This window comes from Roseibium sp. (assembly GCF_048260565.1).
Lineage (GTDB): Bacteria > Pseudomonadota > Alphaproteobacteria > Rhizobiales > Stappiaceae > Roseibium.
In genome coordinates this window covers 178,316-203,085 of sequence record NZ_JBLXGP010000009.1, presented here as the reverse complement: position 1 = coordinate 203,085, position 24,770 = coordinate 178,316, and the positions used below count along the sequence as shown (strand labels likewise).

General features: G+C 61.2%; 25 protein-coding genes. 9 read left to right on the top strand and 16 right to left on the bottom strand.

Annotated elements, in window-relative coordinates:
* Positions 1–11: 11 nt before the first annotated feature.
* The 3 genes from ACN0SO_RS18785 to ACN0SO_RS18775 form a co-directional block, all read right to left on the bottom strand.
* On the bottom strand, positions 12–497 hold the full coding sequence (locus ACN0SO_RS18785) for a copper chaperone PCu(A)C (RefSeq protein ID WP_417680257.1): 486 nt from the start codon (positions 495–497) through the stop codon (positions 12–14).
* Positions 494–1,147 carry a cytochrome c oxidase assembly protein gene (locus tag ACN0SO_RS18780; RefSeq protein ID WP_417680256.1) on the bottom strand — a complete coding sequence of 218 codons (654 nt, stop codon included), beginning with the start codon at positions 1,145–1,147 and terminating at the stop codon, positions 494–496. Before ACN0SO_RS18780 ends, ACN0SO_RS18785 begins: the two co-directional genes overlap by 4 nt.
* A 150-nt stretch (positions 1,148–1,297) precedes the next feature.
* The gene (locus ACN0SO_RS18775; RefSeq protein WP_417680274.1) at positions 1,298–2,659 is read right to left on the bottom strand and encodes a TIGR03808 family TAT-translocated repetitive protein; all 1,362 of its coding nucleotides are present in this window, start codon (positions 2,657–2,659) and stop codon (positions 1,298–1,300) included.
* 185 nt (positions 2,660–2,844) lie between these two features.
* Between ACN0SO_RS18775 and ACN0SO_RS18770 the strand changes: the two genes are divergently transcribed.
* Positions 2,845–3,120 (top strand): hypothetical protein, encoded by a 276-nt coding sequence (locus ACN0SO_RS18770; protein ID WP_417680255.1) that lies wholly within the window; start codon positions 2,845–2,847, stop codon positions 3,118–3,120.
* Positions 3,121–3,123: 3 nt separating this feature from the next.
* Here the strand turns inward: ACN0SO_RS18770 and ACN0SO_RS18765 are convergent, their stop codons facing one another.
* On the bottom strand, positions 3,124–3,669 hold the full coding sequence (locus ACN0SO_RS18765; protein WP_417680254.1) for a peptidase C15: 546 nt from the start codon (positions 3,667–3,669) through the stop codon (positions 3,124–3,126).
* Positions 3,670–3,885: 216 nt separating this feature from the next.
* A complete protein-coding gene (locus ACN0SO_RS18760; protein WP_417680253.1) occupies positions 3,886–4,359 on the bottom strand; it encodes a YHS domain-containing (seleno)protein in 474 nt (157 codons plus the stop codon).
* Positions 4,360–4,590: 231 nt separating this feature from the next.
* Between ACN0SO_RS18760 and ACN0SO_RS18755 the strand changes: the two genes are divergently transcribed.
* Positions 4,591–5,178 carry a TetR/AcrR family transcriptional regulator gene (locus ACN0SO_RS18755; protein WP_417680252.1) on the top strand — a complete coding sequence of 196 codons (588 nt, stop codon included), beginning with the start codon at positions 4,591–4,593 and terminating at the stop codon, positions 5,176–5,178.
* An 8-nt stretch (positions 5,179–5,186) separates the two neighbouring features.
* On the opposite strand, the gene meaB is transcribed toward ACN0SO_RS18755, so the two are convergent.
* A complete protein-coding gene (meaB, locus tag ACN0SO_RS18750; protein WP_417680251.1) occupies positions 5,187–6,185 on the bottom strand; it encodes a methylmalonyl Co-A mutase-associated GTPase MeaB in 999 nt (332 codons plus the stop codon).
* Positions 6,186–6,303: 118 nt separating this feature from the next.
* On the opposite strand from meaB, the gene ACN0SO_RS18745 reads away from it, so the two are divergent.
* Entirely contained in the window at positions 6,304–7,338 is a 1,035-nt protein-coding gene (locus ACN0SO_RS18745; RefSeq protein ID WP_417680250.1) for a phytanoyl-CoA dioxygenase family protein, read from the top strand.
* Between the two features lie 42 nt (positions 7,339–7,380).
* Here the strand turns inward: ACN0SO_RS18745 and ACN0SO_RS18740 are convergent, their stop codons facing one another.
* Entirely contained in the window at positions 7,381–7,992 is a 612-nt protein-coding gene (locus tag ACN0SO_RS18740; protein ID WP_417680249.1) for a DUF1131 family protein, read from the bottom strand.
* Between the two features lie 462 nt (positions 7,993–8,454).
* Here ACN0SO_RS18740 and ACN0SO_RS18735 point away from each other — a divergent pair, with 462 nt between their 5' ends.
* Positions 8,455–8,859 (top strand): MerR family transcriptional regulator, encoded by a 405-nt coding sequence (locus ACN0SO_RS18735; RefSeq protein WP_417680248.1) that lies wholly within the window; start codon positions 8,455–8,457, stop codon positions 8,857–8,859.
* Between the two features lie 220 nt (positions 8,860–9,079).
* Here ACN0SO_RS18735 and ACN0SO_RS18730 read toward each other — a convergent pair whose 3' ends face one another.
* The 5 genes from ACN0SO_RS18730 to ACN0SO_RS18710 form a co-directional block, all read right to left on the bottom strand.
* The gene (locus tag ACN0SO_RS18730) at positions 9,080–9,661 is read right to left on the bottom strand and encodes a TIGR00730 family Rossman fold protein (protein ID WP_417680247.1); all 582 of its coding nucleotides are present in this window, start codon (positions 9,659–9,661) and stop codon (positions 9,080–9,082) included.
* A 60-nt stretch (positions 9,662–9,721) separates the two neighbouring features.
* A complete protein-coding gene (locus ACN0SO_RS18725) occupies positions 9,722–11,110 on the bottom strand; it encodes a dipeptidase (RefSeq protein ID WP_417680246.1) in 1,389 nt (462 codons plus the stop codon).
* A 320-nt stretch (positions 11,111–11,430) separates the two neighbouring features.
* Positions 11,431–11,931: a winged helix-turn-helix transcriptional regulator gene (locus tag ACN0SO_RS18720; protein WP_417680245.1), complete on the bottom strand. Its 501-nt coding sequence runs from the start codon at positions 11,929–11,931 to the stop codon at positions 11,431–11,433.
* Between the two features lie 22 nt (positions 11,932–11,953).
* Complete coding sequence (locus ACN0SO_RS18715; protein ID WP_417680244.1) at positions 11,954–13,285, bottom strand: SCP2 sterol-binding domain-containing protein; 1,332 nt, start codon at positions 13,283–13,285, stop codon at positions 11,954–11,956.
* A gap of 195 nt (positions 13,286–13,480) precedes the next feature.
* Complete coding sequence (locus tag ACN0SO_RS18710) at positions 13,481–15,040, bottom strand: helicase HerA-like domain-containing protein (protein WP_417680243.1); 1,560 nt, start codon at positions 15,038–15,040, stop codon at positions 13,481–13,483.
* A gap of 168 nt (positions 15,041–15,208) precedes the next feature.
* Here ACN0SO_RS18710 and ACN0SO_RS18705 point away from each other — a divergent pair, with 168 nt between their 5' ends.
* Entirely contained in the window at positions 15,209–15,598 is a 390-nt protein-coding gene (locus ACN0SO_RS18705; RefSeq protein ID WP_417680242.1) for a DUF2780 domain-containing protein, read from the top strand.
* A gap of 657 nt (positions 15,599–16,255) precedes the next feature.
* On the opposite strand, the gene ACN0SO_RS18700 is transcribed toward ACN0SO_RS18705, so the two are convergent.
* Positions 16,256–16,957, bottom strand: a complete 702-nt coding sequence (locus ACN0SO_RS18700) for a LuxR C-terminal-related transcriptional regulator (protein WP_417680241.1) — start codon at positions 16,955–16,957, stop codon at positions 16,256–16,258.
* 454 nt (positions 16,958–17,411) lie between these two features.
* Between ACN0SO_RS18700 and ACN0SO_RS18695 the strand changes: the two genes are divergently transcribed.
* The 4 genes from ACN0SO_RS18695 to ACN0SO_RS18680 all read left to right on the top strand — a co-directional run bounded on the left by ACN0SO_RS18695 (position 17,412) and on the right by ACN0SO_RS18680 (position 22,832).
* A complete protein-coding gene (locus ACN0SO_RS18695) occupies positions 17,412–19,394 on the top strand; it encodes a methylmalonyl-CoA mutase family protein (protein ID WP_417680240.1) in 1,983 nt (660 codons plus the stop codon).
* On the top strand, positions 19,391–21,556 hold the full coding sequence (scpA, locus tag ACN0SO_RS18690) for a methylmalonyl-CoA mutase (RefSeq protein WP_417680239.1): 2,166 nt from the start codon (positions 19,391–19,393) through the stop codon (positions 21,554–21,556). The genes ACN0SO_RS18695 and scpA overlap by 4 nt, the downstream gene beginning before the upstream one ends.
* An 11-nt stretch (positions 21,557–21,567) precedes the next feature.
* Positions 21,568–22,305 (top strand): MBL fold metallo-hydrolase, encoded by a 738-nt coding sequence (locus tag ACN0SO_RS18685; protein WP_417680238.1) that lies wholly within the window; start codon positions 21,568–21,570, stop codon positions 22,303–22,305.
* A 110-nt stretch (positions 22,306–22,415) separates the two neighbouring features.
* Positions 22,416–22,832 (top strand): cupin domain-containing protein, encoded by a 417-nt coding sequence (locus ACN0SO_RS18680; RefSeq protein WP_417680237.1) that lies wholly within the window; start codon positions 22,416–22,418, stop codon positions 22,830–22,832.
* A 23-nt stretch (positions 22,833–22,855) separates the two neighbouring features.
* On the opposite strand, the gene ACN0SO_RS18675 is transcribed toward ACN0SO_RS18680, so the two are convergent.
* The 3 genes from ACN0SO_RS18675 to ACN0SO_RS18665 all read right to left on the bottom strand — a co-directional run bounded on the left by ACN0SO_RS18675 (position 22,856) and on the right by ACN0SO_RS18665 (position 24,681).
* Positions 22,856–23,194, bottom strand: coding sequence for a PilZ domain-containing protein (locus ACN0SO_RS18675; protein ID WP_417680236.1), 339 nt, complete (start codon positions 23,192–23,194; stop codon positions 22,856–22,858).
* Between the two features lie 169 nt (positions 23,195–23,363).
* Entirely contained in the window at positions 23,364–23,861 is a 498-nt protein-coding gene (locus ACN0SO_RS18670) for a hypothetical protein (protein ID WP_417680235.1), read from the bottom strand.
* Positions 23,862–24,015: 154 nt separating this feature from the next.
* A complete protein-coding gene (locus ACN0SO_RS18665) occupies positions 24,016–24,681 on the bottom strand; it encodes a haloacid dehalogenase type II (protein ID WP_417680234.1) in 666 nt (221 codons plus the stop codon).
* Positions 24,682–24,770: the final 89 nt, after the last annotated feature.

Sequence of the window (24,770 nt, the reverse complement as noted above, 5' to 3'; positions counted from 1 at the left end):
CAACCGGCCGGTCAGTGATTGGCGCTCTTTTCGACCACGACCTCGACCGGCAGCTTGCCGGCGCTGCCGAAATCGAGAACGACCTCGAACTGGTCGCCTTCCTTGACGGTCTTCTTCAGACCGGACAGCCAGATGTGCTCGCGCCAGGCGGCCAGTCCGAACGGTTTGTTCGGACGCAGCTCGATGCTGGCCGGCCAGCTCTCCACTCCGTCCTTGGAAATCCGGAACCGGGTCTGGTCCGCGATCGGGCTCGATGCGCCCACGAGTTGGAGGGCTTCGGCTCCGGTGTTGAGGATCGGGCCATAGACCGCAACCCCGTCCTCGCCGTCGGCGGGCGGCGGCGCCCAGGCATGGCCGACCATGATGCCGTGCAGGTTATAGCTGTGCGCCCTGGCGCCGTCGGGCAAATGCCCGATCGCAAAGGTCAGGATGGCGGCAGCCAACAGGAGCGGAGCACGAGACAGGGAAAGATAGCGCATCGTTAAAAGCCGTTTCATTGTCTGGGGGCGTCGTTTTCGAATTGGGCGGAAGCCGAGTTCTTCAGCTTCGCATCCTTTTCTTCCGAACCGGCCTTCAGATCGCGGGCCGCCGCGACGTCTTCCGGCGACAGGTCCTTCTGGCGGAAGAACGTGTAGGACAGGGTGATGTCATGGGCGCCCTTGGCGTCGCTGTCCTTCAGCATTTCCTCGTCGACATAGAAGACGAGGGGCATGCGGGCGCTCTCGCCGGGGCCGAGTTTTTCCTGGGTGAAGCAGAAACACTCGATCTTGAAGAAATAGGGTGCGGCCTGATAGGGCGTGACGTTGTAGGTCGCCTGAGCGATCAGGGTCTCGTCGCTGTTGTTCTTCGCGTAATAGTAGACCTTGGTCGGCTCGCCGATCCGGGCCTCGACCTTGTGCCGTTCCGGTCGGAATTCCCACGGCAGGCCCGGGGCCACGTTGGCGTCGAAGGAGACGGTGACCTTTTCATTGGAGATCGGGGTATCCAGCTGTTTTGCGACCGCGCGCTGCACGGTTCCGCCGTATCCGGTCAGGTTGCAGAACATCCGGTAAAGGGTCGGCGAATAGCTCACCAGCGCGGTCGGGATCGCCAGCAAGATCCCGCTGACCGCGAGAATCTTTGCATGTCTGAAGCGTTTTTCGCTCATTCCACCCGTCCCGATGCCAATCCCGGTTGGTATGGCTCCCCAGCCTTGGGATTTCTAACATCGGTTGAGATACGTACAACGTGACAACACCGCGCACGCAGGCCCGGTATCCGTCGTGCATGCCATCCATGCCGCCGCTTACGCTTCCGGTTACGCCGCGACCTGATTGCCGCTGATGGTCAGGTTGGGCCAGTCGGTCGAGCCGTTCAGCTCGCCGGTTGCCTTGTCGAGCCAGCGATAGCCGTTGATCGCCCCGGTTCGGCTGCCCTGGACGATGTTGTTGCTGATAACCGCCGATCCCGCGCCTTCCACGACCGTGACTGCAATACCCTGGCCGCAATCGCGGAGCATGTTCTGGGACGCAATCAGGTTGCGCATATAGGGCCCCCAGCCGAGAAGCATGCCGAAACGCGGCGCACCCTCGATCACGTTGCCGGTGATCGTCGTGTCCGCCTCGGCGGCGATGCCGATGCCGAAGCCTGCGACCTCGGGCGGGTAGGGACCGACCTCGGTCAGGTTGCGAATGAGATTGCCAGAACACACGGCAAGCCGTCCGCCCTGCATGAAATTCGCGATGGACACCCCGGTCGTCGCACCGTCGATCAGGTTGTCGGAGATGACCGCGCCCTGGAAGGCGAATTCGGAATAGATCGCGACTTCGCCGGAGCGCAGGCAGGAGTTGCCGGTGATCTGCACATTGGACCCGGTGTTGGACCGGATCGCGGAAAAGGCGCAATCGGCGATGCGGTTGCCGGAAATCACCACGCCATGGGCGCGGAACACGTTGATGCCGTTGCCCCACTGGCCAGTGCCGCCGTGTTTGGCGCCGATGCGTTCCACCCGGTTGCCGGAAATCAGCGTGCCGTCTTCGCCCTCGCTCCACCGGTGCACCCAGATGCCGCCGTTGGCGCAATCGGTGACCACATTGCCGGTGAGGGCCAGACCGTCGGCTTCATTGGAAATGATACCGGCTTCAGCGGCACCGGAGACGTGACAGTCGGTCACCCGGCCCGAACAGCGGTCCATCAGCAGGCCGGTCCTGCTGGAACCGGTGACTTCGCAATTCTGCAACGTCAGCTGACGCACGCCGATGAAATGCAGCAACCCGTCGGTCTGGTCGCCGATCGACCGGTTGGCCCCGTCGAAGGTGATGCCGTTGAGCCCGACATTGTTGACGCCCTTGGCCGTGGCGAGCAATCCGCCGCCGCCCTGATAGATCAGCCGGGTGCGTCCGGGAATGCCGACGATGAGCGTGCCGGAGGGAAAATTCAGGTCGGAAACCGGATAGGTGCCGGCCGGCAGGAACAGCGCGCGGCCCTTTTCCGCGGCCCGGTTGACCGCATCCTGGAACAGGGCGCTCTGGTCGCTGGAGGCGTTCGGATAAAGGCCCAGATCGGTCGCGTCGATCGAGCCGCGCAGTTCGGCGACCTGAACAAGGGCCGTTGCAGCCGTGCCGGAAAGGCACAGCGCCGTACCGCCCATTGTCCCACCAAGGAACGCCCTGCGGGTCATTCCCGCACCGAACAGGCGGGAAACCGCTGTATTCCGGACGCAATCTGTCCCGGATTTGGAAATACGTTTGCTCATACGACGACTTGAGCAAACGCCGTGCCGATTGACGAGACCGCCCTTGACGCGGGTCAATGTTTCTCCTGACAGGCCAGGTATCCTGGCCATTGGAGGAAGGGAGGCGGAAGATGATTACGATAGAGGATTGCATCGGTCTGAGCGATCTCAGGGAAGACGAAATCCTGGCCCTTGCCGAGCACGAACATATCCCAGAAATCGCGGCGGCGGCGATGGGCGCCTATCTGCTGCACCAAGAACATGGTCCCGAACGGATCAGGGCCATGATCGAGGATGACATCCGCGCGGCCAATGCCCGAGGCGACCGGATACATGCGTCTGAACTTTTCATGGCCCTTCGCCATTTTCTGTATGACCACCGGGACGCGCTTAATGCGGAGCAGTGAGGATCAGATGCGGCGCCGGATTTCCTCAAGGATCAGGATTGCCGCCTTTTCCATCTGCTGCAACGACAGCCGCGTGTCGAAACGCCCGCGCGGCAGAGGCGGGACATGAACGAAGACGGACGGGATGCCGCTGCCGATGCTGTCCCACAAGGTCGCGTTGCACAGGTAGGTTCCAGCGTCACGGGAAAGAGCGACCGGAAGGCCTGAACGTACGGCGGCCTGATGCAGGGCGCGGACGGGCAGGGTGGACGCTCTCGCCCTCTCCGCGCCGGGCTCCAGCAAGGCTGTTTCGGCATGGGCGCCGGAAGCATCCGGTTTCACCCGTGTCGCCCGGTTGACCGCCCGGGTTTCGATATTGATCGTCCGGCGGCTGCCGTCGACGCCGAAATGGACGATGGCGTCCGGCGAGAGGCCCTGCCGCAACCTGTCGGTAACATCGAGCCGCCCGGCCCAGGTCGTCGGCAGGATTTCGAACCGGAACCGGATCCCGCGAACCTCGGGGATCAGCCGGCGTGGCAACCGCCTCATCAGCAGCGCTGTCGGATTCACCGGCATTTCCGGGGAAAGGCTCGAAGCCTGTGACAAGAACGGTTTTCAAGGTCGGTTCCCCGGAAGCGGCAAAAGGGTGCGAGCGGCAATCATTCCGCCGCAGGATCGCTCCGATTCGGATTTCGGACAACAGTCATTCGAAAACGGATTGCGGACGGAGCGGTGGCGCGCCCCGTCCGCAGCGAGCAGATGCAGCAGCTTGGTTCAGGAGGCTTCTTACTGCAGGTCGCTCGGAGCCTTGTCGGCGATGGTCTGCCACTTTTCATTGGCGGTCTTGATGTAGCCCGGAACATCTTCGTTCCAGCGCTTGGACACGGCCTTGGACAGGTTCAGGTAAAGCTTGTCTTCGACGATCTTCCACACGTGCGGGTCGCCGTCAAACTTGTAGCCCATGGCAGTGCCGAAGGCGCAGAAGCCGCCGTACTGGGGGGCGTATTTGGCCGGATTTGCCTGAAAGGCTTCCTGGTTTTCCTTGGTCGCGAAGCGATAGGTCGCACCCTTGTAGTCGGCGGTCAGGTTGATGTCCCCTGCCTGGGGGTCTCCGGCCTTGAAATAGGACACCGGGTCATAGCCGCGCAGGGCAAGGCCAGTGGTCGTGGCATTGACATCGACGCCGGCGGCCAGCGCATTTGCGGCAAATGCGACGAGGAGGAAAGCCGCGGCAAAGCCGCTACGGATAAAGGACGTCATGGAATGTATCTCCCTATCGGAATATCGATCAGACGACTCGGAGCCGATCGGGACGGTAACCTGAATTATGTACCGGTTGGTTCCCAATTGGCCGAACAGTTCCTTGCGTCGTCGGCTCAGGAAACATATGATTAGGAACCGTTCGGTACAAAACACATTGAGGTGATTGCCGGGTGATCAGGGAAAGACGGTTCGGGAAGACCCCTTCGGGGGTAAGGGAGCTCGCAAAAAATGGCGCGACCGCGTGAATTCGATCCGGAAACGGCCTTAACGGCTGCCATGCACCTGTTCTGGGATCATGGTTACGAGGATGCCTCTCTGGCCGGTCTGCTGGACGTCATGAAGATCACCAAGGGGTCGTTCTACAAGGCCTTTGCGGACAAGAAATCCATCTATCTCAAGACCCTCGACTATTACGACGACAAGGTGGTTGGCCGGACGGTCCGAAACCTGATGGATACGGACCAGGGAAACGGAGCCGATCGCATCCTCGCCCTGTTCGAAGCCGTTGCAACGTCCGCCAGGACTGATGGCGATCGATCCGGATGCTTCCTGTGCAATGCCCTGATAGATCGCGCCGCACATGATGCGGAAATCGAGGAAAGGCTGCAGGCAATGGTATTCCGTCTTGAAAACGGGTTCCGGGCCGCGCTGGAAGACTTGCCGCACCGGCCGGACGCCGAATGGGTCCGGGCGACCGCACGCGGGGTGCTTTCAAGCTATTTCGGATTGCGTGTGCTTGGAAAGGCCGGACTGTCGAAGACAATGGCCGACGATTGTGTCGCCCAGGTCTGGCGCCTGCTTGATCCGGCCGCCTAGGGTACAGATCAAATTCCGATCAACCCGGCGATCTCCTCTACCGCGATCGACACGGATGTTTCACCCTCGCGTACGGACGCTTCGAGGCTCTTCAGCCGGTCCGCGGTCCGTTTGTCGTTTTTCAGTGCCTCCATCATGCGCTGCTGCAGGAGATCCCACATCCAGGAAACCTGCTGGTCCGCGCGGCGGGATTGCCATTCTCCGCTGGCGGTCATTCTGGTCCGGTGCAGTTCGACCTGCTCCCAGAGCGCGTCGAGGCCTTCGTTGGCGAGGCCGGAAATGGTAATCACAGGCGGGGTCCAGGTCGGCGATTTCGGCGCCAGGATATGCAGGGCTGCGCGATAGTCCGAAGCCGCCGAACGGGCCCGCGTGGCGCCGTCTCCGTCCGCCTTGTTGACGGCGATCATGTCGGCGATTTCCAGGACGCCTTTCTTGATCCCCTGCAACTCGTCGCCGGCGCCCGGTAGCATCAGCACGAGAAAGAAGTCGACCATGTCGGCAACGGTGGTCTCCGACTGGCCGATGCCGACCGTTTCCACAAGAATGATGTCGAAGCCTGCCGCCTCGCACAAGAGCATGGTTTCCCGGGTCTTGGCCGCGACCCCGCCGAGCGTGCCGGCCGACGGGGAGGGGCGGATGAAGGCATCCTTGTCGACGGCAAGCTGCGCCATCCGTGTCTTGTCGCCGAGGATCGAGCCGCCGGTGCGCGTCGAGGACGGGTCGACGGCAAGCACGGCGACTTTGTGGCCGGCGGCCGTCAGGTTCGAGCCGAGCGTATCGATCGTCGTCGACTTGCCGACGCCCGGAACGCCGGTAATCCCGACCCGAAGGGCCTTGCCGGTCCGGGGTAGCAGTTCCTGGATCAGTTCCCGGGCAATCCTGCGGTGCTCCGCCTTGCGTGATTCCACGAGGGTAATGGCGCGGGCTAGGGTTGCCCGGTTGCCGGACCGGATGCCTTCGGCAAGGGTTGAAACATCGAGAGCCGGGCGGTTTGCTGGTTTCGTCATGCCCAACGCTTAGCCGAGGAATCGCTGGCCGTCACGGTCGATCTTGGTAGAAGGCGGCAGGTAGGGTAATGATATTCGGAAGACCTGAGTTTCAAGCCTGACGTCGCGAGCTTTATCGATGAATGCCCTGTCTTATCTGAATGCGCCGATCTGGCTCCTGGGTGTTTTCGGGTCGGAAAAATCCTATCGGAAGAACCCGATCATCGGCAGCCCGAAGCTGAACCGCTGGGGCCTGCACCGGAAACGGGTACAGGTGGCAGCCGCCCTTGCCGCTTCGAGGCGCCGGCGTCTGGCATCGGCTGTACCCGAGGAGGAGCGGCGATTTTTCGATGAAAACGGCTATTTCCTCGTCCGTAATTTCCTGCCCGACGATGTTTACAAGACGCTGACGGAAGAAGTCACAAGCGGACCGTTCGAAGCGCGGGAGATGCGCCAGGGCCAGGCCGTGACGCGCATGACGCCTTTGCCTCCGAACGTTCTTGCGGCCAATCCGGCGCTGGCAAGGACCGTCCGCGACCCGCGCGCCCGGGCGATGATCCATTACGCGGCCTCCCAGGGCGGCCAGCCGCAGATGTTTCTGCAGACGGTGATCGCCGAACCGCAGCGCGGCAAGAAGGACCCGCAGACGGATGTCCATGCCGACACCTTCCACGCCACTTCCAAGGCCTGGCTGTTCCTGCAGGATGTCGGCGAGGAGGACGGGCCGTTCTGCTTCGTGCCCGGATCGCACAAGGTCACGCCGGAGCGCCTGGAATGGGAATATCAGTGCTCGCTGACGGCCAGCACCGACGGGCGCAACCACCATGCCAGCGGCTCGTTCCGTATCAGCCCTGAGGAACTGGACGCGCTCGGCCTGCCGCAACCAATCAGGATGGCGGTGCCCGCCAACACGCTCATCGTCGCCGATACCTTCGCCTTCCACGGGCGAACCCCGTCGGACCGGCCGACCACCCGGGCGGAAGTTCACTGGCACATGCGGCGCAACCCTTTCCTGCCCTGGACCGGTCTCGATCCCTTGAACCTGCCCGGCATCCGTGAGCGCGAACTCGGGCTTCACCTGGCCTATTCCGACCTGCGCGAGAAGTATCTCAAGAAACGCAACGTCTGGCGGCCGGTCGGATCTGTGGAACTCCGTTCAGGGCCGCATATCTAGGGTCAGGACCCTGGGTTTTGGAAGGACTGCATTCGGGGAATTTTAGCTCTTCGGCGGGAACCACAGGATCCGCTGGAGGCTCGCCTTGCGCAGCTCGTCTTGCGGTGCAAGTCGGTCGAACGGACCCGGATATTCGGGAATGGCGAAGACCAGTTCCACGTTCGGCGTTCCCCTGGCCTTGCAGATCGCCATCCCGCGCCACAGGTTCTTGCCCACCCGGCAATCGCTGCGCGAGGTGCCGACCTGGGCGAAGGTCATGCCGATCCGCTCTCCGTTCGGGCCCTGCAGATGGTGGGTCACGCCATGTACTGCGCGCACCTTGCCGTCCTTGCCCTTGAAAATCTGAAGCACCTGGAACCCGTCTGAGTTGAAGGCGCCGATCGCCCATTCCGTGGTGTTCTCTTCCGCCGTCTGGATGCCTTCGGCGGAAAATCCGGGCAGGGCGGCTTCGATCGCCTTCTCGCCGTAGCGGGTGTCCGCAGTGATACCGCCGACGCTGTCCCGCGAAATCTCGACCAATGTCACATCGGACGTTTGCGCGACCAGGATGGGTCCTGAATCGTCGATCGTCGGCGAACAGGCGGTAACGAGATAACCGAGAAGACAGGCGGTCAGGAGACGCGACGGGCGCATGGAATAAGATGACTCCGGCAAGGCTTTGTCCGTATTGGCAAAATGGACAGTCCGGCGGACATAGCACCGGGCGCATCCGGATGCAAAGCATCGCAGGTTGTTTGACCCAAGGCTCTTGTGCACAAGAGCGCCGCTACAGGGCGTGACCTTAAATGAACCATGGCAGTCATCCTGATCCGATTTGGGAGGACTGATCGGAAATTGGGGTGTCCTTAACCACGAAATAGACGCGAATTTGCCGGGGTCATTACCTATGGTAATTAGTAATAAGATATATAAAACAATAAGTTGGTTGAAGGTTGAAAAAATTTTGACCGAGTGGAAAATTTTTCCTTGATTTAATTCACCATCTGAATTAATAAATGCGCAGTTTCGTGAGGCATGGACCTCCGTATGGCTTCAGCGTGGAAGCCCAACAGTTCGTTTCAAACATCGAAATCGGATTTCGGCGCCTTGTCGTTAGGGGCCGGACAGGAGTTGCGCGTGGTCAGTCAATTCAAGCCACGGCCGCTACTGCGGTCAGGGACCTATACAATTTCGGATCTGGTTGAGCGGTACGATACCTCGCTCAGGACGCTCCGTTTCTATGAACAGCATGGTCTGGTGCGCCCCGCGCGGCCAAGGCCGAATACGCGGGTCTATACGAGGACCGATGTCGAACGGCTCGACTTCGTGTTCGATTGCCGGTTGACGGGCATGTCGGTGCGCAACATCGCGACGCTTCTCGACCTCCGCGACTCCCTCCCGGAAAAGGAATTCGGCAAGGTGCACGCCGGCGAATTGCGCAAACGGCTGGCCGAACTCCTGGCAGAACTTGAGCAGCTTGGAGCGCAGAAAGAGGCGCTGGAGCGCGGTCTCGGCCGGCTCGAGGAAAAGCTGGCGGGCTGAAAATTTCCCGGCGCTTTCATCTCCGAAAACGCCGGTCACAAAATGCCTTGTGGATGTGGCTCCATATGTCGAAGGGAAAACAACAAGACCCCGGACGCGCGCCGCATATGACCCGGAAATATAACAACAAGTCCGGGTTGCCTCCATCGACCCAAGGCAGGGCACCGCGAACCTGGTTCGCGGTGCTTTTCTTATCGCCCGATGCTCTAGGCGCCCGGCCTCAGGTCTCGTCCTTCTTGATCCACTTCGGCGTCGAGGGCGGCTGGTAGCTGCGAAACAGGTCCAGCAGGTCTTCGGGAGAACCGGCGACCTTCACCATGTCGCGCATGACCGGTTTCATAAAACCTTCGACCGTCTGGTGGTCAAAGAAGCCGATCAACTGATCATAGTACCCGTCCACGTTCAGAAATCCGCACGGCTTGCGGTGCATGCCGAGTTGGCCCCAGGTCCAGACTTCGAAGATTTCCTCCATGGTGCCGGCACCGCCGGGAAGGGCGATAAAGCCGTCCGAGAGCTCGGCCATCTTGGCCTTGCGTTCGTGCATGGAGGAAACGATATGCAGCTCGCTCAGCTTCTCGTGCGCCAGCTCCTTTTCCTGCAGGGCGGTCGGCAGCACGCCGATCACCTTTCCGCCGGCGGCAAGGGCCGCATCCGCGACCGTTCCCATCAGGCCGACCTTGGCGCCGCCATAGACCAGCGTCAGGCCCTGCTCGGCAATGATCCGGCCGGTTTCGGTTGCAACGTCGCCATAGACCTGGCGCGCTCCGAAACTCGACCCGCAAAAAATGCAAACCGCTTTCATTGATCCTGTCCCGCAATGGAGGGTGGGGCAGGGGCCGGAAACCGGTCCCCGCCAGACGTATCAATCTCTTGAGAGGGCATCCAGCACCCGGGCCCAGGAACGGATACCCTTGTGGAAGCTCTTCAGGTTGTATTTTTCATTGGGCGAATGGATCTGATCGTCGTCGAGGCCGAAGCCGATCAGCATGGAATCCATGCCGAGCATGCGCTTGAAATCGCCGACGATCGGGATCGAACCGCCCATGCCGATGAGTGCGGCGGGCTTGCCCCATTCGTCGGAAAGTGCCTTCCGGCCTTTTTCCAGGGCCGGCATGTTGAAGTCGAGCCGCAGCGCGCGGCTGCCTTCCTTGCCCAGGAACTCGACGGAGCAATCGGCCGGAACCTTTGAGCGGACATAGGCGCGGAAGGCGTCTCGGATCTTGTCCGGGTCCTGGTCGCCAACGAGGCGGAAGGTGAACTTGGCGTGGGCTTCCGCTGGAATGACCGTCTTGGAGCCGGGCCCCTGGTAGCCGCCCCACATGCCGTTTACTTCCGCGGTCGGGCGGGTCCAGATGTGCTCCAGCGGCTGGCGGTCCTTTTCGCCGCGCGGATATTTCAGGCCGATTTCGCCCAGGAACGCCTCTGAGGAAAATCCGAGCTCATCCCACATCCTGGTGACCTCTTCCGGCATTTCGACGACACCGTCGTAAAAGCCGGGCAGGGTGATGCGGCCGTTTTCGTCATGCAGGCCGGCGATGATGCTGGCTACGATATGGTTCGGGTTCTGCGCCGCCCCGCCGTAGCTGCCGGAGTGAAGATCCCGGCTGGCGGCTTTGACGATGATTTCGTCGCCGAGCAGACCACGCAGCATGACCGAGATGGCCGGGGTATCCGCGTCCCACATAGCCGTGTCGCAGACGAGTGCAAGGTCGCAGGTCAGTTCGTCCTTGTTGGCGGTCAGGAACGGGTGCAGGGATGGGGAACCCGATTCCTCCTCACCCTCGAACAGGACGGTGACGTCCACCGGCAGGTCGCCGGTCTCGGCGATATAGGCGCGCGCGGCCTCGACGAAGGTCATCAGCTGGCCCTTGTCGTCGGCGGAACCGCGGGCGACGATGATCTTCGTTCCGTCGGCGCGGGTGACGATCCGCGGTTCGAACGGGTCGGTGTCCCAAAGGTCGAGCGGATCGACCGGCTGAACGTCGTAGTGACCGTAAAAAAGGACATGCGGGCCCGCCTTGCCCGTCTTGCGATGACCCACGACCATCGGGTGGCCGTCGGTTTCGCGAACGCTCGCCTCGATACCGATACCGGTGAGTTCCTTCGCCAGCCATTCCGCAGCGGTGCGGCAGTCCTTGTCGAAGGCGGGGTCGGTGGAAATGCTCTTGATCTTCACGAGGTCGAACAGGCGCGCCAGGCTGTTGTCGAGATCGGTATCGATCCGCGCGAGGACCTTGTCTATGGTACTCATCGGTTATCCCTATGGTTTTGCGATTGAAATTCAGGACAGAAGTTGCTGGCTACCGATCTGCCCGATCCCTGAAGGGACCGTGCAGGTCATCGGAGCCTTTAGCTTACATTATGCCCGCCAATTGAGTCGGTCACCAGTTTCCGCCGGAAAAAGAGCGTTTCAATGGTCGGCCGCATTGGGCAATCTGTTGGCGCTTGGGCCAAGGGCCGTCAAGTGACGCCAGGTTTCTCCTGCATCGCCAGTTTATGGCGGGCGGATAGCCATGGGCCGAAAAGCGGCCATTGAAATGGCGGTATCGCCTTTTGTCCAGCGTCGGGTCGCTATCGGCGCTTCGGTGCGGTCTTCAGCCGAAACGCCATGAGGGCGTCGCCTCCCGGACCGAGCACGGCTTCCGCCTCCTTCGGGGAAGCCTGCATGCCGGTCTTTTCGTCGACCAGGGCCAGGCGAAGGCGCGTTCCTGAGCCGCGCCTGACAAGGTCCAACGGCGGACCCTCCGTTCCCGCGTGCGCATCCCATTTGTCGCCCCATTCGCGCAGTGCCGTGACCACCGTCCAGAGATCGCGGCCCTTGTCGGTCAGCACATATTCGTCTCGGGGGGGATGGTCCTGATAGCGCCGTCTGGTAACCAGGTCCGCCGCTTCCAGTTGCTTGAGGCGGGTGGCGAGGGTCTGGGCCGGAATACCGGTCGAGGTCTGAAATTCGTCATAGCGCGACAGGCCGAGCAGCAGGTCGCGCAGGATCAGGAACCCCCATCGGTCGCCGATGGCCTCCAGCGCACCGGCGACGGAACAGTTCATTCCCGAAAAGGATTTGGCGCGCATGTTTCTTCCTCAAAGACGTCGTCTACCCGGGAAAGCAGCGCCCGAAGGCGCGGAAAAGCCCCATGCTCCCTTTGACCCTGACCTTACGCAGGACGATGGCGTTGATCATGCTGTATTCCCGATTCAGGATCTTAATCCAAGTCTTCGCGTCGGCCGTCACTTTCACATCCGCCTCGCCTTGATGCCCCCGCTCGACGGTCAGGCGCTGGTTGTCGATGCGGATGGTGACACAGGTCTCGTCTTCTCCGGTAAAGGTCCAGTGAAAAGTCGCCGACAGTCCCTTGGACCGGCCCGGCTGGAAGCCGAGCGGCAGGCGGGCAAGGAACCCGGCAATCGACGTGACCGCAATCGATTGCCGCACCCGTTTGACCGCCTTGTGGGGATAGCGCCGGCGCGCATAGTCCTCCGCATCCGAGCCAGGCAGAACGAACAAGGTTTCTTCCTTTTCCTGCAATGGCTTGACCACCTTGGTGACGTAGTCCGGCCGATCTTCCAGAAACGGGTTGATGACATCTTCTCCGGCCGGACACACGGCAACGCAATAGGCGGCCTTGTATCCCGGTTTGAAGGAAAGCGACTGCCACATGGAGGTTGTTTCTCCGTCGCTGAACCGTTTGCGATAGGTCGCCATGTCTTTCGATTCGACGACGGCCCCGACGAAATCCGAGAAATTGCCCAGGAAATCCCGGTAGTTATGGGTGTAGCAGCTCAGGAAATCGAAACGGCCATCCGGTTTCAGGGCGCCGACCGGGCAGGCGGCGACGCATAACTTGCATTCCAGGCAGGGATTGTAGTCGATCGGCTGGTCGTAGGCGTCGGCGTCCGCACCGATCAGGATGGTGTCCAGCAGGATGAAGGATCCGAACTTCGGGTGAATGACGCTCCTGTGCAGGCCCATCTTGCCGAGGCCCGCGGCGACGGCAATGGGTTTGTGAGCGACGGTCCACGTCCGTCCGGGAAGCTGGGCTTCCATCGGGAATGCGGCAACGGCATTGCAGGCCGGGATGCCCAGTTCCGAGAGTTCGGTAACGATGGCGCGCGCCACCTCGTTCACTTCGTCGTAGACGGTGTGAAACTCCTGGTTTGCGACGGAGCGGACCGGAGAGCGGACCGGTTCCCGGTTCATGCGGCTGCAGACCGCGAGAAGCGTCTTCGTCTCCGGGAAAACCTGGCGGATGTAGTCGAGCTGGTCGGCGAGTTCCGGACGGTCGATCTCGACCAGGCCGGCATCTCCGGCCCCGTGTTTCCTGGCAAGGTCTTTCAGCCATTCCGCCGACAAGGGAGCTTCCGGGCCTTTTTGATGGCGGGGAGCGTTTCTGACGTTCACCACGGTGGGATGATTGTCGAATTTCATCGCGACCTCCTTAGTAACTCTAATAATGAGAGTTACTAGATAAAGCCAGGGATGGCAAGGCGCATGATGGGCAACGTCAGTCGGCCGCCGCGCCTTGCCCCAGGCGGGATGTTTCCCCAAGGCAAAGCAACCGGTTGCGGATCGAAACGCCACACCGGTGAAAGCTCGGATGGTAATGAGGTCCGGATAGCGGACTTAGAAGCCCCGTTTGATGCTGCCCAGAAGGCCGCGCACGAGCGCCCGTCCAAGCGATGAGCCGAGACTGCGGGCGGCCGATTTCAGGCCGGCCTCGAGCGCGGTGTCCCGGTTCGACCGGCGGCTTGACTGCTTGCGGATACTGTCGCGGCGCGGACGGTCGTCCCGTCCGAAGTCGGGGAGCTGAAAGCCGGACCGGGTCCGCCGCGGCTCGCCGCGCTTTTCCGCATAGCGTTCTTCTTCCTGGCGCTGCTGTTCTTCCTGCCGCAGTTTTTCTTCCGCCCTCTGGGCCAGCATTTCATAGGCCGAGTGACGGTCCTTCGTTCGCTCATAGTGGCCGAAGACCGGGCTCGACTGGATCATCTTGCGCCGCTCGGCGTCGGTGATCGGACCGAGCCGCGAGGAGGGCGGACGGATCAGGGTACGCTGGACGATGGACGGAATGCCTTTGCCCTCCAGCGTGGAAACGAGCGCCTCGCCGACGCCGAGCTCCGTAATCGCCCGTTCCGTATCCAGCTCTGGGTTCGGGCGGAAGGTTTCCGCTGCCGCGCGCACGGCCCGTTGGTCGCGCGGGGTGAAGGCGCGTAGCGCATGCTGGATCCGGTTGCCGAGCTGTGACAGCACCGTTTCGGGAACATCGAGCGGGTTCTGGGTGACGAAATAAACCCCGACCCCCTTGGAGCGGACCAGCCGGACCACCTGTTCCACCTTTTCGATCAGCGCTTTCGGTGCGCCGTCGAAAAGCAGGTGCGCTTCATCGAAGAAGAACACCAGCTTCGGTTTTTCCGGGTCGCCCACTTCCGGCAGTTCCTCAAACAGTTCAGACAGCAGCCAGAGCAGGAACACCGCATAAAGCCTTGGCGAGGTCATCAGCTTGTCGGCGGCCAGAATGTTGACCATGCCCCGGCCGTCGGGAGCCGTGCGGATAAAGTCGCGGATGTCCAGTGCCGGTTCGCCGAACAGGTTTTCGCCGCCCTGGCGCTCCAGCACCAGCAGGCGCCGCTGGATCGCGCCGACGGAGGCCTTGGAGACGTTACCGTAAAGCTTCGACAATTCCGCCGCCCGGTCGGAGACATGGGCGAGCATGGACCGCAGGTCCTTGAAATCGAGCAGAAGCAGGCCTTCGTCGTCGGCCAGTTCGAACAGGACGTTCAGGACGCCTTCCTGGGTGTCGTTGAGTTCCAGCAGGCGTGCCAGAAGCAGCGGTCCGACTTCGGAGACGGTGGTGCGGATCGGGTGGCCCTGCTCGCCGAACAGGTCCCAGAAGACGGTCGGGAAGGCCTCATAGGTATACCGGTCCGAAAAGCCGATTGTCGCCGCGCGCTTTTCCAGAAAATCCTTGGAAACACCAGCCTCCGCGAGACCGGAAAGATCCCCCTTGATGTCGGCGCAGAAGACCGGCACGCCGGCGGCCGAAAAGCCTTCCGCCAGGATCTGCAGAGAAACGGTCTTGCCTGTACCCGTCGCGCCCGTAATCAGTCCGTGCCGGTTGGCGAGTTTCAGGGTGAGGGTTTCTTCCTTGTTGCTCGTGCCGATAAAGATTGTGTCCTGCGTACTCACCCTTTCCCCCACTTCATTTTCGTTCTGCACCCGGAACGGGCTAACCAATAAAAAACAGTTCACACGACGCAACGTGACCCATCGACGCCGCAATCCATCTACGTGTATAGCCTGTGTCAGACTTTAAGGCCCATAAACTTCGTGCGGGCGCAAGATTGGGAGAAAGACATGGAAGAGCTTATCAACCGGATCGTTGCAGCTTCAGGTGTCGGCGAGGAGCAGGCCCGCGAGGCCGTCGCGATCATCCTCAAGTTTCTGAACAAGGATGGACCGCAGGAACAGATGCAGCAGATTTTCGATGCTCTGCCGGGAGCGCGCGAACTGGTCGCGGAACGCGAAGGCAAAAGCGGAGGCGGGCTGCTCGGTGGCCTGGGCAGCATGATGGGCGGCGGAATGGGCGCAATGGCGGCGCTGAACGAACTGACCTCTGCCGGTCTCGACATGGGGGAAGTCCAGTCCGTGACCAAGGAACTGGTCGCCTACGCCAAGGAAAAAGCCGGTGATGACGTGGTTGATGAAGTCGTTTCGCAAATTCCTGGTCTGAGCCAGGTCATCTGACCGCCATCGAAACAGAAGACCGGAAGAGCGGCTCAAATATTTGGCCCTACGCCGGGCCGGAGCGGGCACCGGAAAGCAACGGCGAGGCGCACGCGTCTCGCTTTTTCAGTTTTTGCAGGGCGTGAGCGTTTGGCGGCGCCTGACGGAACCGGGTCCGGGAAGAGGCTTCCGCCGGATTGGAACATGCGCAAACATCCCGAATTCCTGCGGCGGAGTTCGAGACGGAATGTCGCGTACCTGACTGGCAGGCACGGCAGATCAGGTTAGAGAAAAAGAAGCCTGGACCGTCTTTGGCCCAGCGAACCAGCATCGGCTCGTAAAGGCATTCTCATTCACGATGCGTCGTCTTCGCGACGTCTTTCTATTTGCACAGTTCTTTATTGCCGCGCTCCATGCGCGTTTCTCTATTATTGCTCTCCGGGAACCGGAGAGATGATGGCCCCTGGAGGCCTGACGCCGGCGGTGTCGTCGGCGCTTTTCCTTGCCCTCTCGATCGTCCGGAAAACCGGACGAGGGTGTTGTTCCGTCCCTAGAGCATCCTGCGTTCGAGCGCACGCAGACAAGATTCTCTAACATTTTAAGATCGATCAACTTTTCTGCTTTCATGTGTTCCTACTTGAAAGCAGGTTGATCTTGACGTTGAACACCTGACCGGATTTAGACCCGGATCTGACCGTAGCGCAGGGCTTCGATGACCGTGTGGGTCTTGTTCGAAGCATTCAGCTTGACGCTGGCATTCTGCAGGTGTGCGTGAACGGTCCGCTGCGAAATATCCAGAACATCTGCAATTTCACTTGCGGTTTTGCCGTAAGCCGTCAGCTCCAGCACTTTCCGTTCGCGCGTGGACAGGGCGCCCGGGCGCTGGCCCGAAACGGCACCAAGATCCCGCAGGCGCGAGAAGGCGGCAGCTGCGAGTACCTCAAGTCCGGCCAGGTCCCACTTGTTTGCATGCAGCGAAGGGCCGCTTGCAAAGACAAATGCCTGGAACGGATGCAGCTCGGTTACCGGAACGACAATGATCTTATTGCCTTCGCCGGCAGCTGCCAGGAGGTCGGAATGTTCCATGTCACCGGCGGTGATGGTCCATTCGGTCGCACGGTTGGACGCAAGACCAAGCATCAGGGCACTGTCGGTTGCCGAAAGCGAGGCGCTTTCGATACCGTCATTGCGCTGATCGGGCCAGCGGAACCGATGTACGAGATTGTCGATGGGCCTGTTGGGCATGGGAAGGCCGGTCACCAGGATATGGGTGGCTCCCATCCGCCGAAGGTTGGATTCAAGAATATCCAGCACGTGGTGCGCTGCATTCGCCTCTGAGATAGCTCTCAGCTTGTTTTTCAATTCCGTATGATCAATCATTGTGCACATCCATTATTATGCAATCTGTGATTGCTTTTATTGAAGCATCAGGTTGCGTTTTCCGCTTTTTGCCCTGATACGCCGCCGATGGGATTTTGTAGTTGTTGCCAGCCCCTTTCTTCTTCTACAGATCGTTTGCAGAGAATCTGCGTGAATGGGATTGTGAATTTCCCATACGGCAGTTCGTTCAAATTACAATACAATCGCGCAAGATACCAATGGGGAAATTGGCATGATTTGGCTTATCACGCCAGAATCTTGTCCGGTTGTTTCCTTCGATGGCGTATTTTGGAGGCGGCGGCGATCCGCTCCCCATTGTTAAATTAAACAAACATTTAACGCCGGAATCCGGATTTTTGACTGTGCAGTCCGATTTTGGTCGTGAACCTATTACCCAATCTGGCTAGTTGCCATCATTCCTCGGGGAGGAATAAATAGGGGCCAGGAGATGAAAATGCCCCTGATGCTGCCTGAAGAATTTTTGAATTTCGGCGAGGACGCCTGGCTTGAAGCCGTCGATCGTGCCCTGAAGGGCGCCCCGAGGTCGCGGCTCACCGGGCGAACCGACGACGGATTGGAGATCCATCCGCTCTATCGCCAGCGCAGTGATGCCCGTCCGCTGGCAACACGGAAGGCGCAAACACCCTGGGAGATCATCCAGCGGATCGACCTTCCGAATCCGTCGATGGCCAATGCGCAGATCCTGGAAGATCTGAAAGACGGCGCGGACGGCATTGAAGTGATCTTCGCAACCTCCACCATCTCCGTCGGACAGGGCGTGCGGGTGGACGACCTGTCCGGGATGGAACGGTTGTTTGATGGGGTCCTGCTCGATCTGATCCGGCTTCGGCTCGGAGCCGGTCATGAAACCTCGTCGATCGTCACGATGATGCTGGCCTATGCGGAACGCAGGGGCATCGATCCGGCCAAGCTTCGCCTCAGCGCCGGACTGGACCTTTTCGGCTGGGTTGCGCGGCGCGGCCAGTTCCGTTCGGACTTCGAAGCAGTCGAGGAACGCATCTTCGATCTGCTGCATTTCCTGAAGGGGCAGGATCTCAAGTATGAATTCTTCTGCGCGGACGGGCGGGTCTGGCACGGGGCCGGGGCAACGCCGGCACAGGAATTGGCCTGTGCCTTCGCGAATGCCCTTTACTGCCTCCGTTTTCTGGAGCGGGCGGGAATCGATCCGTCCGACTGGAGAAACTGGATCAACTTCACCCTGATCGCCGATGCCGACCAGGTCGGCACGATCGCCAAGGCAAGAGCGGCGCGGCGGATCTGGGCACGGATCCTCGACGCGTGCGACCTGCCGCAGAAGCCGATGTCGCTTCATATGCCGACGTCGCGGCGCATGCTGACGGCCAACGACCCTTGGGTAAACCTGTTGCGGACGACCGTTGCCGCGTTTTCGGCCGGTGTCGGCGGCGCGGACAGCGTGACGGTCCTGCCGTTCACGATGGCCCGGGGGCTGCCGGACGGATTTGCGCGTCGTCTCGCCCGAAATACCCAGGCGATGCTGATCGAGGAAAGCAATCTTCATCAGGTGGCGGATCCCTCGGCGGGATCGGGCGCCATTGAGGCGCGCACCGATGATCTGGTCGATGCAGCCTGGGCGCAGTTGCAGGAGATCGAAGCCGAAGGCGGGATCTGGAAAAGCCTCGTGGATGGTAGAATTCAGAGCCGAATCGCCAAATCACTCGAAGCATTGAATAAAGCGGTTGCGACGCGCAAAAAGCCGATTACCGGCGTGAGCGAATATCCCGACCTTAAAGAGACGCCGGTCCCGGTTCTGGACGACACCCTGGATGATGTCGCGCCATTGAACCACCATGTCGACCTGCCGCCTGCCGGCAAGGGAGAGCGGACGGCCGCCATGAAAGAAGCCTTCCTGGGCGGGTCGACCCTGGCGGTTGCGATCGCGACGCATCCGCATGCGGAAAAACCGGTGCGCATCGACAAGGTACCCTTGATCCGCCTGTCCGAAGAGTTCGAAGAACTGCGTGAGCTTGCTGCCGTTTCCCGGGCGGGAACGCCGCCGATCGTGTTTCTCGCCTGCCTCGGCCCGCTTGCCCAGTTCACGGCCCGCGCGACCTGGACGAGCAACGTGTTCGCAGCCGGCGGGATCGCATCCGTCGGCGGCGATGCGCACTCCGGTCTTGATGATCTGGTGGCCGCCTTCAAGGCGTCCGGTGCGAAGCTTGCGGTTCTTGTTTCTTCCGACCAGGTCTATGAAAGCGACGCCGAGGCGGCTGCGCGGGCGCTGAAGGAAGCTGGTGCCGACTACCTCTATCTTGCCGGAAGGCCGGGTGAGCTGGAGGAGAGGCTGCGGGCAGCAGGTGTCGACACCTTTGTCTATGCAGGCTGCAATGTGCTCGACCTGCTGCGCGAGGCCCAGGGCCGGATCGGCCTGGTGGATGTTGAGGAGGTGCCGGCATGAGCAGGGTCCCCGATTTTAACCGCGTCGGTTTCAAGGATGTCCTGTCCGAGGCGGACACCGGGAAAAGCACTCCTTGGGAAACGCCTGAGGGCATTGACGTGTCCGGCGTTTATACCTCGGCGGATACGGCGGGCCTGAGCCATATCGATACCTGGCCCGGCCTGCCGCCGTTCCTGCGCGGTCCCTATCCGACCATGTACGTCCAACAGCCCTGGACCGTGCGCCAGTACGCGGGCTTTTCCACGGCCGAAGAATCCAACGCCTTTTACCGGCGCAATCTGGCGGCCGGCCAGAAAGGCCTGTCGGTCGCCTTCGACCTTGCCACACACCGCGGTTATGACAGCGATCATCCCAGGGTTGCCGGCGACGTCGGCATGGCGGGTGTCGCCATCGACAGCATCTATGACATGCGCACGCTGTTCTCCGGCATTCCGCTGGACAAGATGAGCGTGTCCATGACCATGAACGGGGCGGTGCTGCCGGTCCTGGCGCTCTATATCGTTGCAGCGGAAGAGCAGGGGGTTGCCCAGGCGGATCTTTCGGGAACCATTCAGAACGACATTCTGAAGGAGTTCATGGTCCGCAACACCTATATCTATCCGCCGAAGGCCTCGATGAAGATCATCTCCGATATCTTCGCCTTCACGAGCGCGAACATGCCGCGGTTCAACTCCATCTCGATTTCCGGCTACCACATGCAGGAAGCCGGCGCGACGGCGGACCTGGAACTTGCCTACACCATTGCCGACGGCATCGAATATGCACGGGCCGGCGTGGCCGCGGGCATGGACATCGACAAGTTCGCGCCGCGTCTGTCCTTCTTCTGGGCGATCGGCATGAACTTCTTCATGGAAGTCGCCAAGTTGCGCGCCGCGCGGCTTATCTGGGCGAAGCTGATGCAGGAGAACTTCCAGCCGCAGAACGCCAAGTCGCTGAGCCTGCGGACCCACTCGCAGACCTCGGGCTGGTCGCTGACGGCGCAGGATGTCTTCAACAATGTGGTGCGTACCTGCGTGGAAGCCATGGCGGCAACGCAAGGCCACACCCAGTCGCTGCACACCAATGCGCTCGACGAGGCGTTGGCCCTGCCGACGGATTTCTCCGCCCGGATCGCGCGCAATACCCAGCTCTTCCTCCAGCAGGAATCCGGCACGACCGCGCCCATCGATATCTGGGGCGGGTCCTTCTACGTTGAAAAACTGACCAGTGATCTCGCCGAAAAGGCGCTCGCCCATATCCGGGAAGTGGAAGAACTGGGCGGCATGGCCAAGGCCATCGAAAAGGGCATTCCGAAGCTCCGGATCGAGGAAGCCGCCGCCAAGACCCAGGCGCGCATCGATTCCGGCGCCCAGACCGTGGTCGGCGTCAACAAGTACAAGCCGCGATCCGAAAAGCCGATCGACGTGCTGAAGGTCGACAATGCCGATGTCCGCGCCCAGCAGCTTGCCAAGCTGGAGCGTCTGAAGGCGGAACGCAACGAAACTGAGACGCAGGCCGCGCTCGAGGCATTGACGAAATGCGCCGAGACGGGCGAGGGCAATCTGCTCGACCTGTCGGTCAAGGCAGCGCGCGCCATGGCCACCGTCGGTGAGATCTCCATGGCCATGGAAAAGGTCTTCGGGCGCCACAAGGCAGAGATCAAGTCGATTGCCGGGGTCTACAAACGGGAGGCGGGCGCCATGTCCGGAGCCATCCAGAAGGTCCAGAAGATGGTCGAGCAGTTCGAGGAAAACGACGGTCGCCGGCCGCGTATCCTCGTCGCCAAGATGGGCCAGGACGGTCATGACCGCGGCCAGAAGGTGATCGCCTCCGCCTTTGCCGACCTCGGCTTCGACGTGGATATCGGGCCGTTGTTCCAGACGCCGGAAGAAGCCGCCCGCCAGGCGGTCGAAAACGATGTCCATGTGGTCGGCGTGTCGTCGCTGGCCGCCGGTCACCTGACGCTCGTGCCTGCGTTGAAGAAGGCGTTGGCCGACGAGGGCCGCGAGGACATCATGATCGTCGTCGGCGGTGTCGTGCCGCCGCAGGATTACGACGAACTCTACCGGTCAGGCGCTGCGGCGATCTTCCCGCCTGGAACCGTGATCGCCGAAGCGGCCGTGGACCTGATCGACAAGCTGAACGCCGAGCTTGGCTACGAGCCCGCCCAGGCGGCGGAATAGGGACGGGGTGCATGGAGGTCCACTTTGTCGGATGCGGTGACGCATTCGGCAGCGGCGGGCGCTTCAACACCTGCTTTCACGTCACCGGCGAGACCGCGAATTTCCTGATCGACTGCGGCGCGACCTCCCTGGTCGCGCTGAAACGGGCGAATGTCGTGCTCAATGACATCAGCGTCATTCTGATCACCCATTTCCACGCCGACCACTTCGGCGGCATTCCTCCGTTCATGCTCGATGCCCAGTTCTTTTCCAAACGGACCGCGCCGTTGACGGTTGCCGGTCCGTTCGGCTTGAAGGACTCGTTCGTTCAGGCAATGGAAACGGCCTTTCCCGGATCTTCGAAGACGAAGCCGAAGTTCAATCTTGAGCTTCTGGAACTGACCGAGAAAGAGACCGTCCGGATCGACAGTCTTGCCGTCGCGTCTTTTCTCGTCCGCCACGGCCCTCCGGGCGGTCCGTTCTTCGCCTATCGCATTGAGGTCGAAGGCCGGATCATGGCCTATACCGGCGATACGGAATGGACCGATGCGCTGATCGAGGCGGGCAGGGAGGCGGACCTGTTCGTGGCCGAGGCCTATTTCCGAGATAAGAAGGTGCCGTTGCATCTGGATCTGGCCTCACTTGAGGCGCATCTGCCCGAGATCCGGCCGAAGCGGCTTGTGTTGACCCACATGTCGGAAGACATGCTTCGTCAACGCGACCAGGTTCCTTACGAATGCGCCGAGGACGGCTTGAGGATTTCCATCTGACGGCGACCGGGAACGGCCTGTGTCAAACCTCGCGAACAGGTTCCCGCGGGATATCGGCGCGGGTGCCGCCATGGTAACAAGTGACAGGATGCATCTGGGAGGACGTTTGCATGTGGAACCAGCTTGAAAACACCCGACTGAAAGCGGCGTTCGCCGCGATTTGCCTTAGCCTGCCTCTGATGGCCCTGCCGGCTCACGCGGAGAGCCAGCTTGTCCGCACCGAAATCAGCCGGGACGATCTGTCCGGTTCGGACACGATGGAAGTGGTCGTCTCGCGTCTGGAAGTCCCGCCGGGCGCCATGATCCCGCTGCACACCCATTTCGGCGACGAGCACATGGTCGTGTTCGAGGGCGGCGACATGACCGCGCCCAATGGCAAGGTGATCACGTTCAAGCCCGGAATGGCCGGCTTTTTCCCGGCCGGCAAAGTGCACGGCGGCCTGACCAATACGGGAGACACGCCGCTCGTTGCCTACACCACGCATATTCTGGAAAAGGGCAAGCCGTTCAGCACGCCGGCGCAGTAAGGCGTGCGGTTGGGAGGGGGCTTTCAGTCCCCTTCGACGACCGCATAATAGTTGTATTGCAGCGCCTGCAGGCGCTGGGCCTTGAACATGGAGACCGGCGCCGGCGGGATCTCGAAGGCGACGCCGAGCTGCTTGCCGTCCCGCCAGGCCACGCGGGCAAGGGCAATGGTCTTGTCCAGATCGTCGAAGATCAGGATTTCCTCAGGCAGCGACACATGGTCGGGGACCAGCAGCCGGCAGCCGCCCTTGGACAGGTCGAAGATCGTGCACTCGCTCAAGAAGCGGTCGGTCAGGTCGGCGACCTTGCCGCCGCGCAGCCGCGTCTTGCGTCTGGGATGGGCGCGTTGTTCTCGTTTCGGCATCGTTTCGTTGCCCTCTGGTTGGGGCGGCAGCCGACCGGGCTATCGGGCAGGGATTGAAAGGTCCGGTCAGCTGCCAACCCCGGTTCGTCGGGGGGAGGTCAACCATGGAAGGCGAAGGTTGTGCGAGGCTTGCCGAACGTATGCATTGCGTTGCGGCGCTGGCTGGCGTTCAGTTCGCCGGTCCCTGAAGCTGGCGTTCCAGGACCTCGATCATCCTTGCTGTTTCATCCGGTGTAAGGCGCCCGTGATCCTGCAGGAAATCGGCGATATTTCTGCCCGAATAGCGGCCAACGAGAATGCCGTCCTTCATGATCAGCTGTGACCGGGCCAAGTCCACGGCTCGGTCATGGCAGGTGAGGCATTTGTCGTGAAAGAGCTGCCCGGACCGGCGGATGGCGATCAAATGATCGATGAGGATCTGCCGTTCCGCGTCCGAAAGCCTGCCATGGCCTCCGGCCAGAAACGTCTCGACGTCGCGGCCGGAGGATTTGCCGACGAGCCGGCCTTCCTTAAGGTCGAGTTTGTTATGGACGAAATCGCCTGCATGGGCCTCGTGGCAGCGGGCGCAGCTCTGTTCGTAGATGGCATGGGGGTCGGCTTCCTGCGCGGAGGCGGCGCTTGGCGCCGCTAGGGCAATCAGGAAAAGAAACGCCGTCAGCCGTTTCATTGCATTGGCCTCCTGCATTGCAGGTCTTCGCATATTGGGGACGGATACCCTGAAAACTGACGAAGTTTCAGTCAGGCTTCCGACCGGAAAAACCTGTAGCGTGAAACGGATTGTAGCGCGTTGACCTGCCGCAAAGAGCTGCCGGACCTGCGTTCTAACCCAGCGCCTGCAATCCGGTCAGGTCGTTCAGGACCGCGGCCGGGGAGAGGTCGAGGTACTCGTCCGGCATGCCGGCGCGGTTCATCCAAACGGTGCGAAAGCCGAAGGCGGTCGCACCCGCGACGTCCCACCGGTTGGAGGACTGGAAGGACACCGTGTCCGGATAGATCCGGTATTGTGTGGTGACCATTTCGTAGACCCGGGGGTCGGTCTTGTAGGTCTTGAGTTCATCCACGGAAAACACGTCGTCGAACAGATCGCCCAGGTTGGAGGCCTGCACCGCGGCATCCAGCATGGCCGGAGACCCGTTGGAGAGAATGGCGATCTTGGCGCCGGTGGCCTTCAGGTTCGTCAGTACCTGGGGAACCTCCGGATAGCAATCGAGCTTCCAGTAGGCGTTGAGAAGCTCATCGCGCAGGGACTTGTCGGCACTTGGAACCAGGGCAAAGGCGGTATCGAGCGCCTGCTGGGTCAGGACCCAGAAATCCAGGTACTGCCCACCCATCAGGGCGCGGATCCAGGAATACTCCAGCTGCTTTTCCCGCCAGAGGGACGACAGACGCTGGGAATCGGGACCCAGCTTCTCCGCATGTTTGCGAACGGCGGCATGTACGTCGAACAGGGTGCCATAGGCATCGAAAACATAAGCCGCGTGGGCCATTGCACTCTCCAGACCAGTCCCGACAAAAGGGTGGCTGCAGAAAACTACCTATAATTTTGGCCGTCAAGCCGCTCCGCGTAGCACAAAGG

Bases quoted from the DNA above. Each gene is read 5' to 3' on its own strand.
- ACN0SO_RS18730 (WP_417680247.1), bottom strand. From the start codon at position 9,661: ATGAAAGCGGTTTGCATTTTTTGCGGGTCGAGTTTCGGAGCGCGCCAG.
- ACN0SO_RS18755 (WP_417680252.1), top strand. From the start codon at position 4,591: ATGGCGCGACCGCGTGAATTCGATCCGGAAACGGCCTTAACGGCTGCC.
- ACN0SO_RS18775 (WP_417680274.1), bottom strand. From the start codon at position 2,659: ATGACCCGCAGGGCGTTCCTTGGTGGGACAATGGGCGGTACGGCGCTG.
- ACN0SO_RS18715 (WP_417680244.1), bottom strand. From the start codon at position 13,285: ATGAAATTCGACAATCATCCCACCGTGGTGAACGTCAGAAACGCTCCC.
- ACN0SO_RS18745 (WP_417680250.1), top strand. From the start codon at position 6,304: ATGAATGCCCTGTCTTATCTGAATGCGCCGATCTGGCTCCTGGGTGTT.
- ACN0SO_RS18725 (WP_417680246.1), bottom strand. From the start codon at position 11,110: ATGAGTACCATAGACAAGGTCCTCGCGCGGATCGATACCGATCTCGAC.
- ACN0SO_RS18700 (WP_417680241.1), bottom strand. From the start codon at position 16,957: ATGATTGATCATACGGAATTGAAAAACAAGCTGAGAGCTATCTCAGAG.
- ACN0SO_RS18665 (WP_417680234.1), bottom strand. From the start codon at position 24,681: ATGGCCCACGCGGCTTATGTTTTCGATGCCTATGGCACCCTGTTCGAC.
- ACN0SO_RS18770 (WP_417680255.1), top strand. From the start codon at position 2,845: ATGATTACGATAGAGGATTGCATCGGTCTGAGCGATCTCAGGGAAGAC.
- ACN0SO_RS18675 (WP_417680236.1), bottom strand. From the start codon at position 23,194: ATGCCGAAACGAGAACAACGCGCCCATCCCAGACGCAAGACGCGGCTG.
- ACN0SO_RS18720 (WP_417680245.1), bottom strand. From the start codon at position 11,931: ATGCGCGCCAAATCCTTTTCGGGAATGAACTGTTCCGTCGCCGGTGCG.
- ACN0SO_RS18695 (WP_417680240.1), top strand. From the start codon at position 17,412: ATGCCCCTGATGCTGCCTGAAGAATTTTTGAATTTCGGCGAGGACGCC.
- ACN0SO_RS18780 (WP_417680256.1), bottom strand. From the start codon at position 1,147: ATGAGCGAAAAACGCTTCAGACATGCAAAGATTCTCGCGGTCAGCGGG.
- ACN0SO_RS18705 (WP_417680242.1), top strand. From the start codon at position 15,209: ATGGAAGAGCTTATCAACCGGATCGTTGCAGCTTCAGGTGTCGGCGAG.
- ACN0SO_RS18760 (WP_417680253.1), bottom strand. From the start codon at position 4,359: ATGACGTCCTTTATCCGTAGCGGCTTTGCCGCGGCTTTCCTCCTCGTC.
- ACN0SO_RS18785 (WP_417680257.1), bottom strand. From the start codon at position 497: ATGAAACGGCTTTTAACGATGCGCTATCTTTCCCTGTCTCGTGCTCCG.
- ACN0SO_RS18670 (WP_417680235.1), bottom strand. From the start codon at position 23,861: ATGAAACGGCTGACGGCGTTTCTTTTCCTGATTGCCCTAGCGGCGCCA.
- scpA (WP_417680239.1), top strand. From the start codon at position 19,391: ATGAGCAGGGTCCCCGATTTTAACCGCGTCGGTTTCAAGGATGTCCTG.
- meaB (WP_417680251.1), bottom strand. From the start codon at position 6,185: ATGACGAAACCAGCAAACCGCCCGGCTCTCGATGTTTCAACCCTTGCC.
- ACN0SO_RS18680 (WP_417680237.1), top strand. From the start codon at position 22,416: ATGTGGAACCAGCTTGAAAACACCCGACTGAAAGCGGCGTTCGCCGCG.
- ACN0SO_RS18685 (WP_417680238.1), top strand. From the start codon at position 21,568: ATGGAGGTCCACTTTGTCGGATGCGGTGACGCATTCGGCAGCGGCGGG.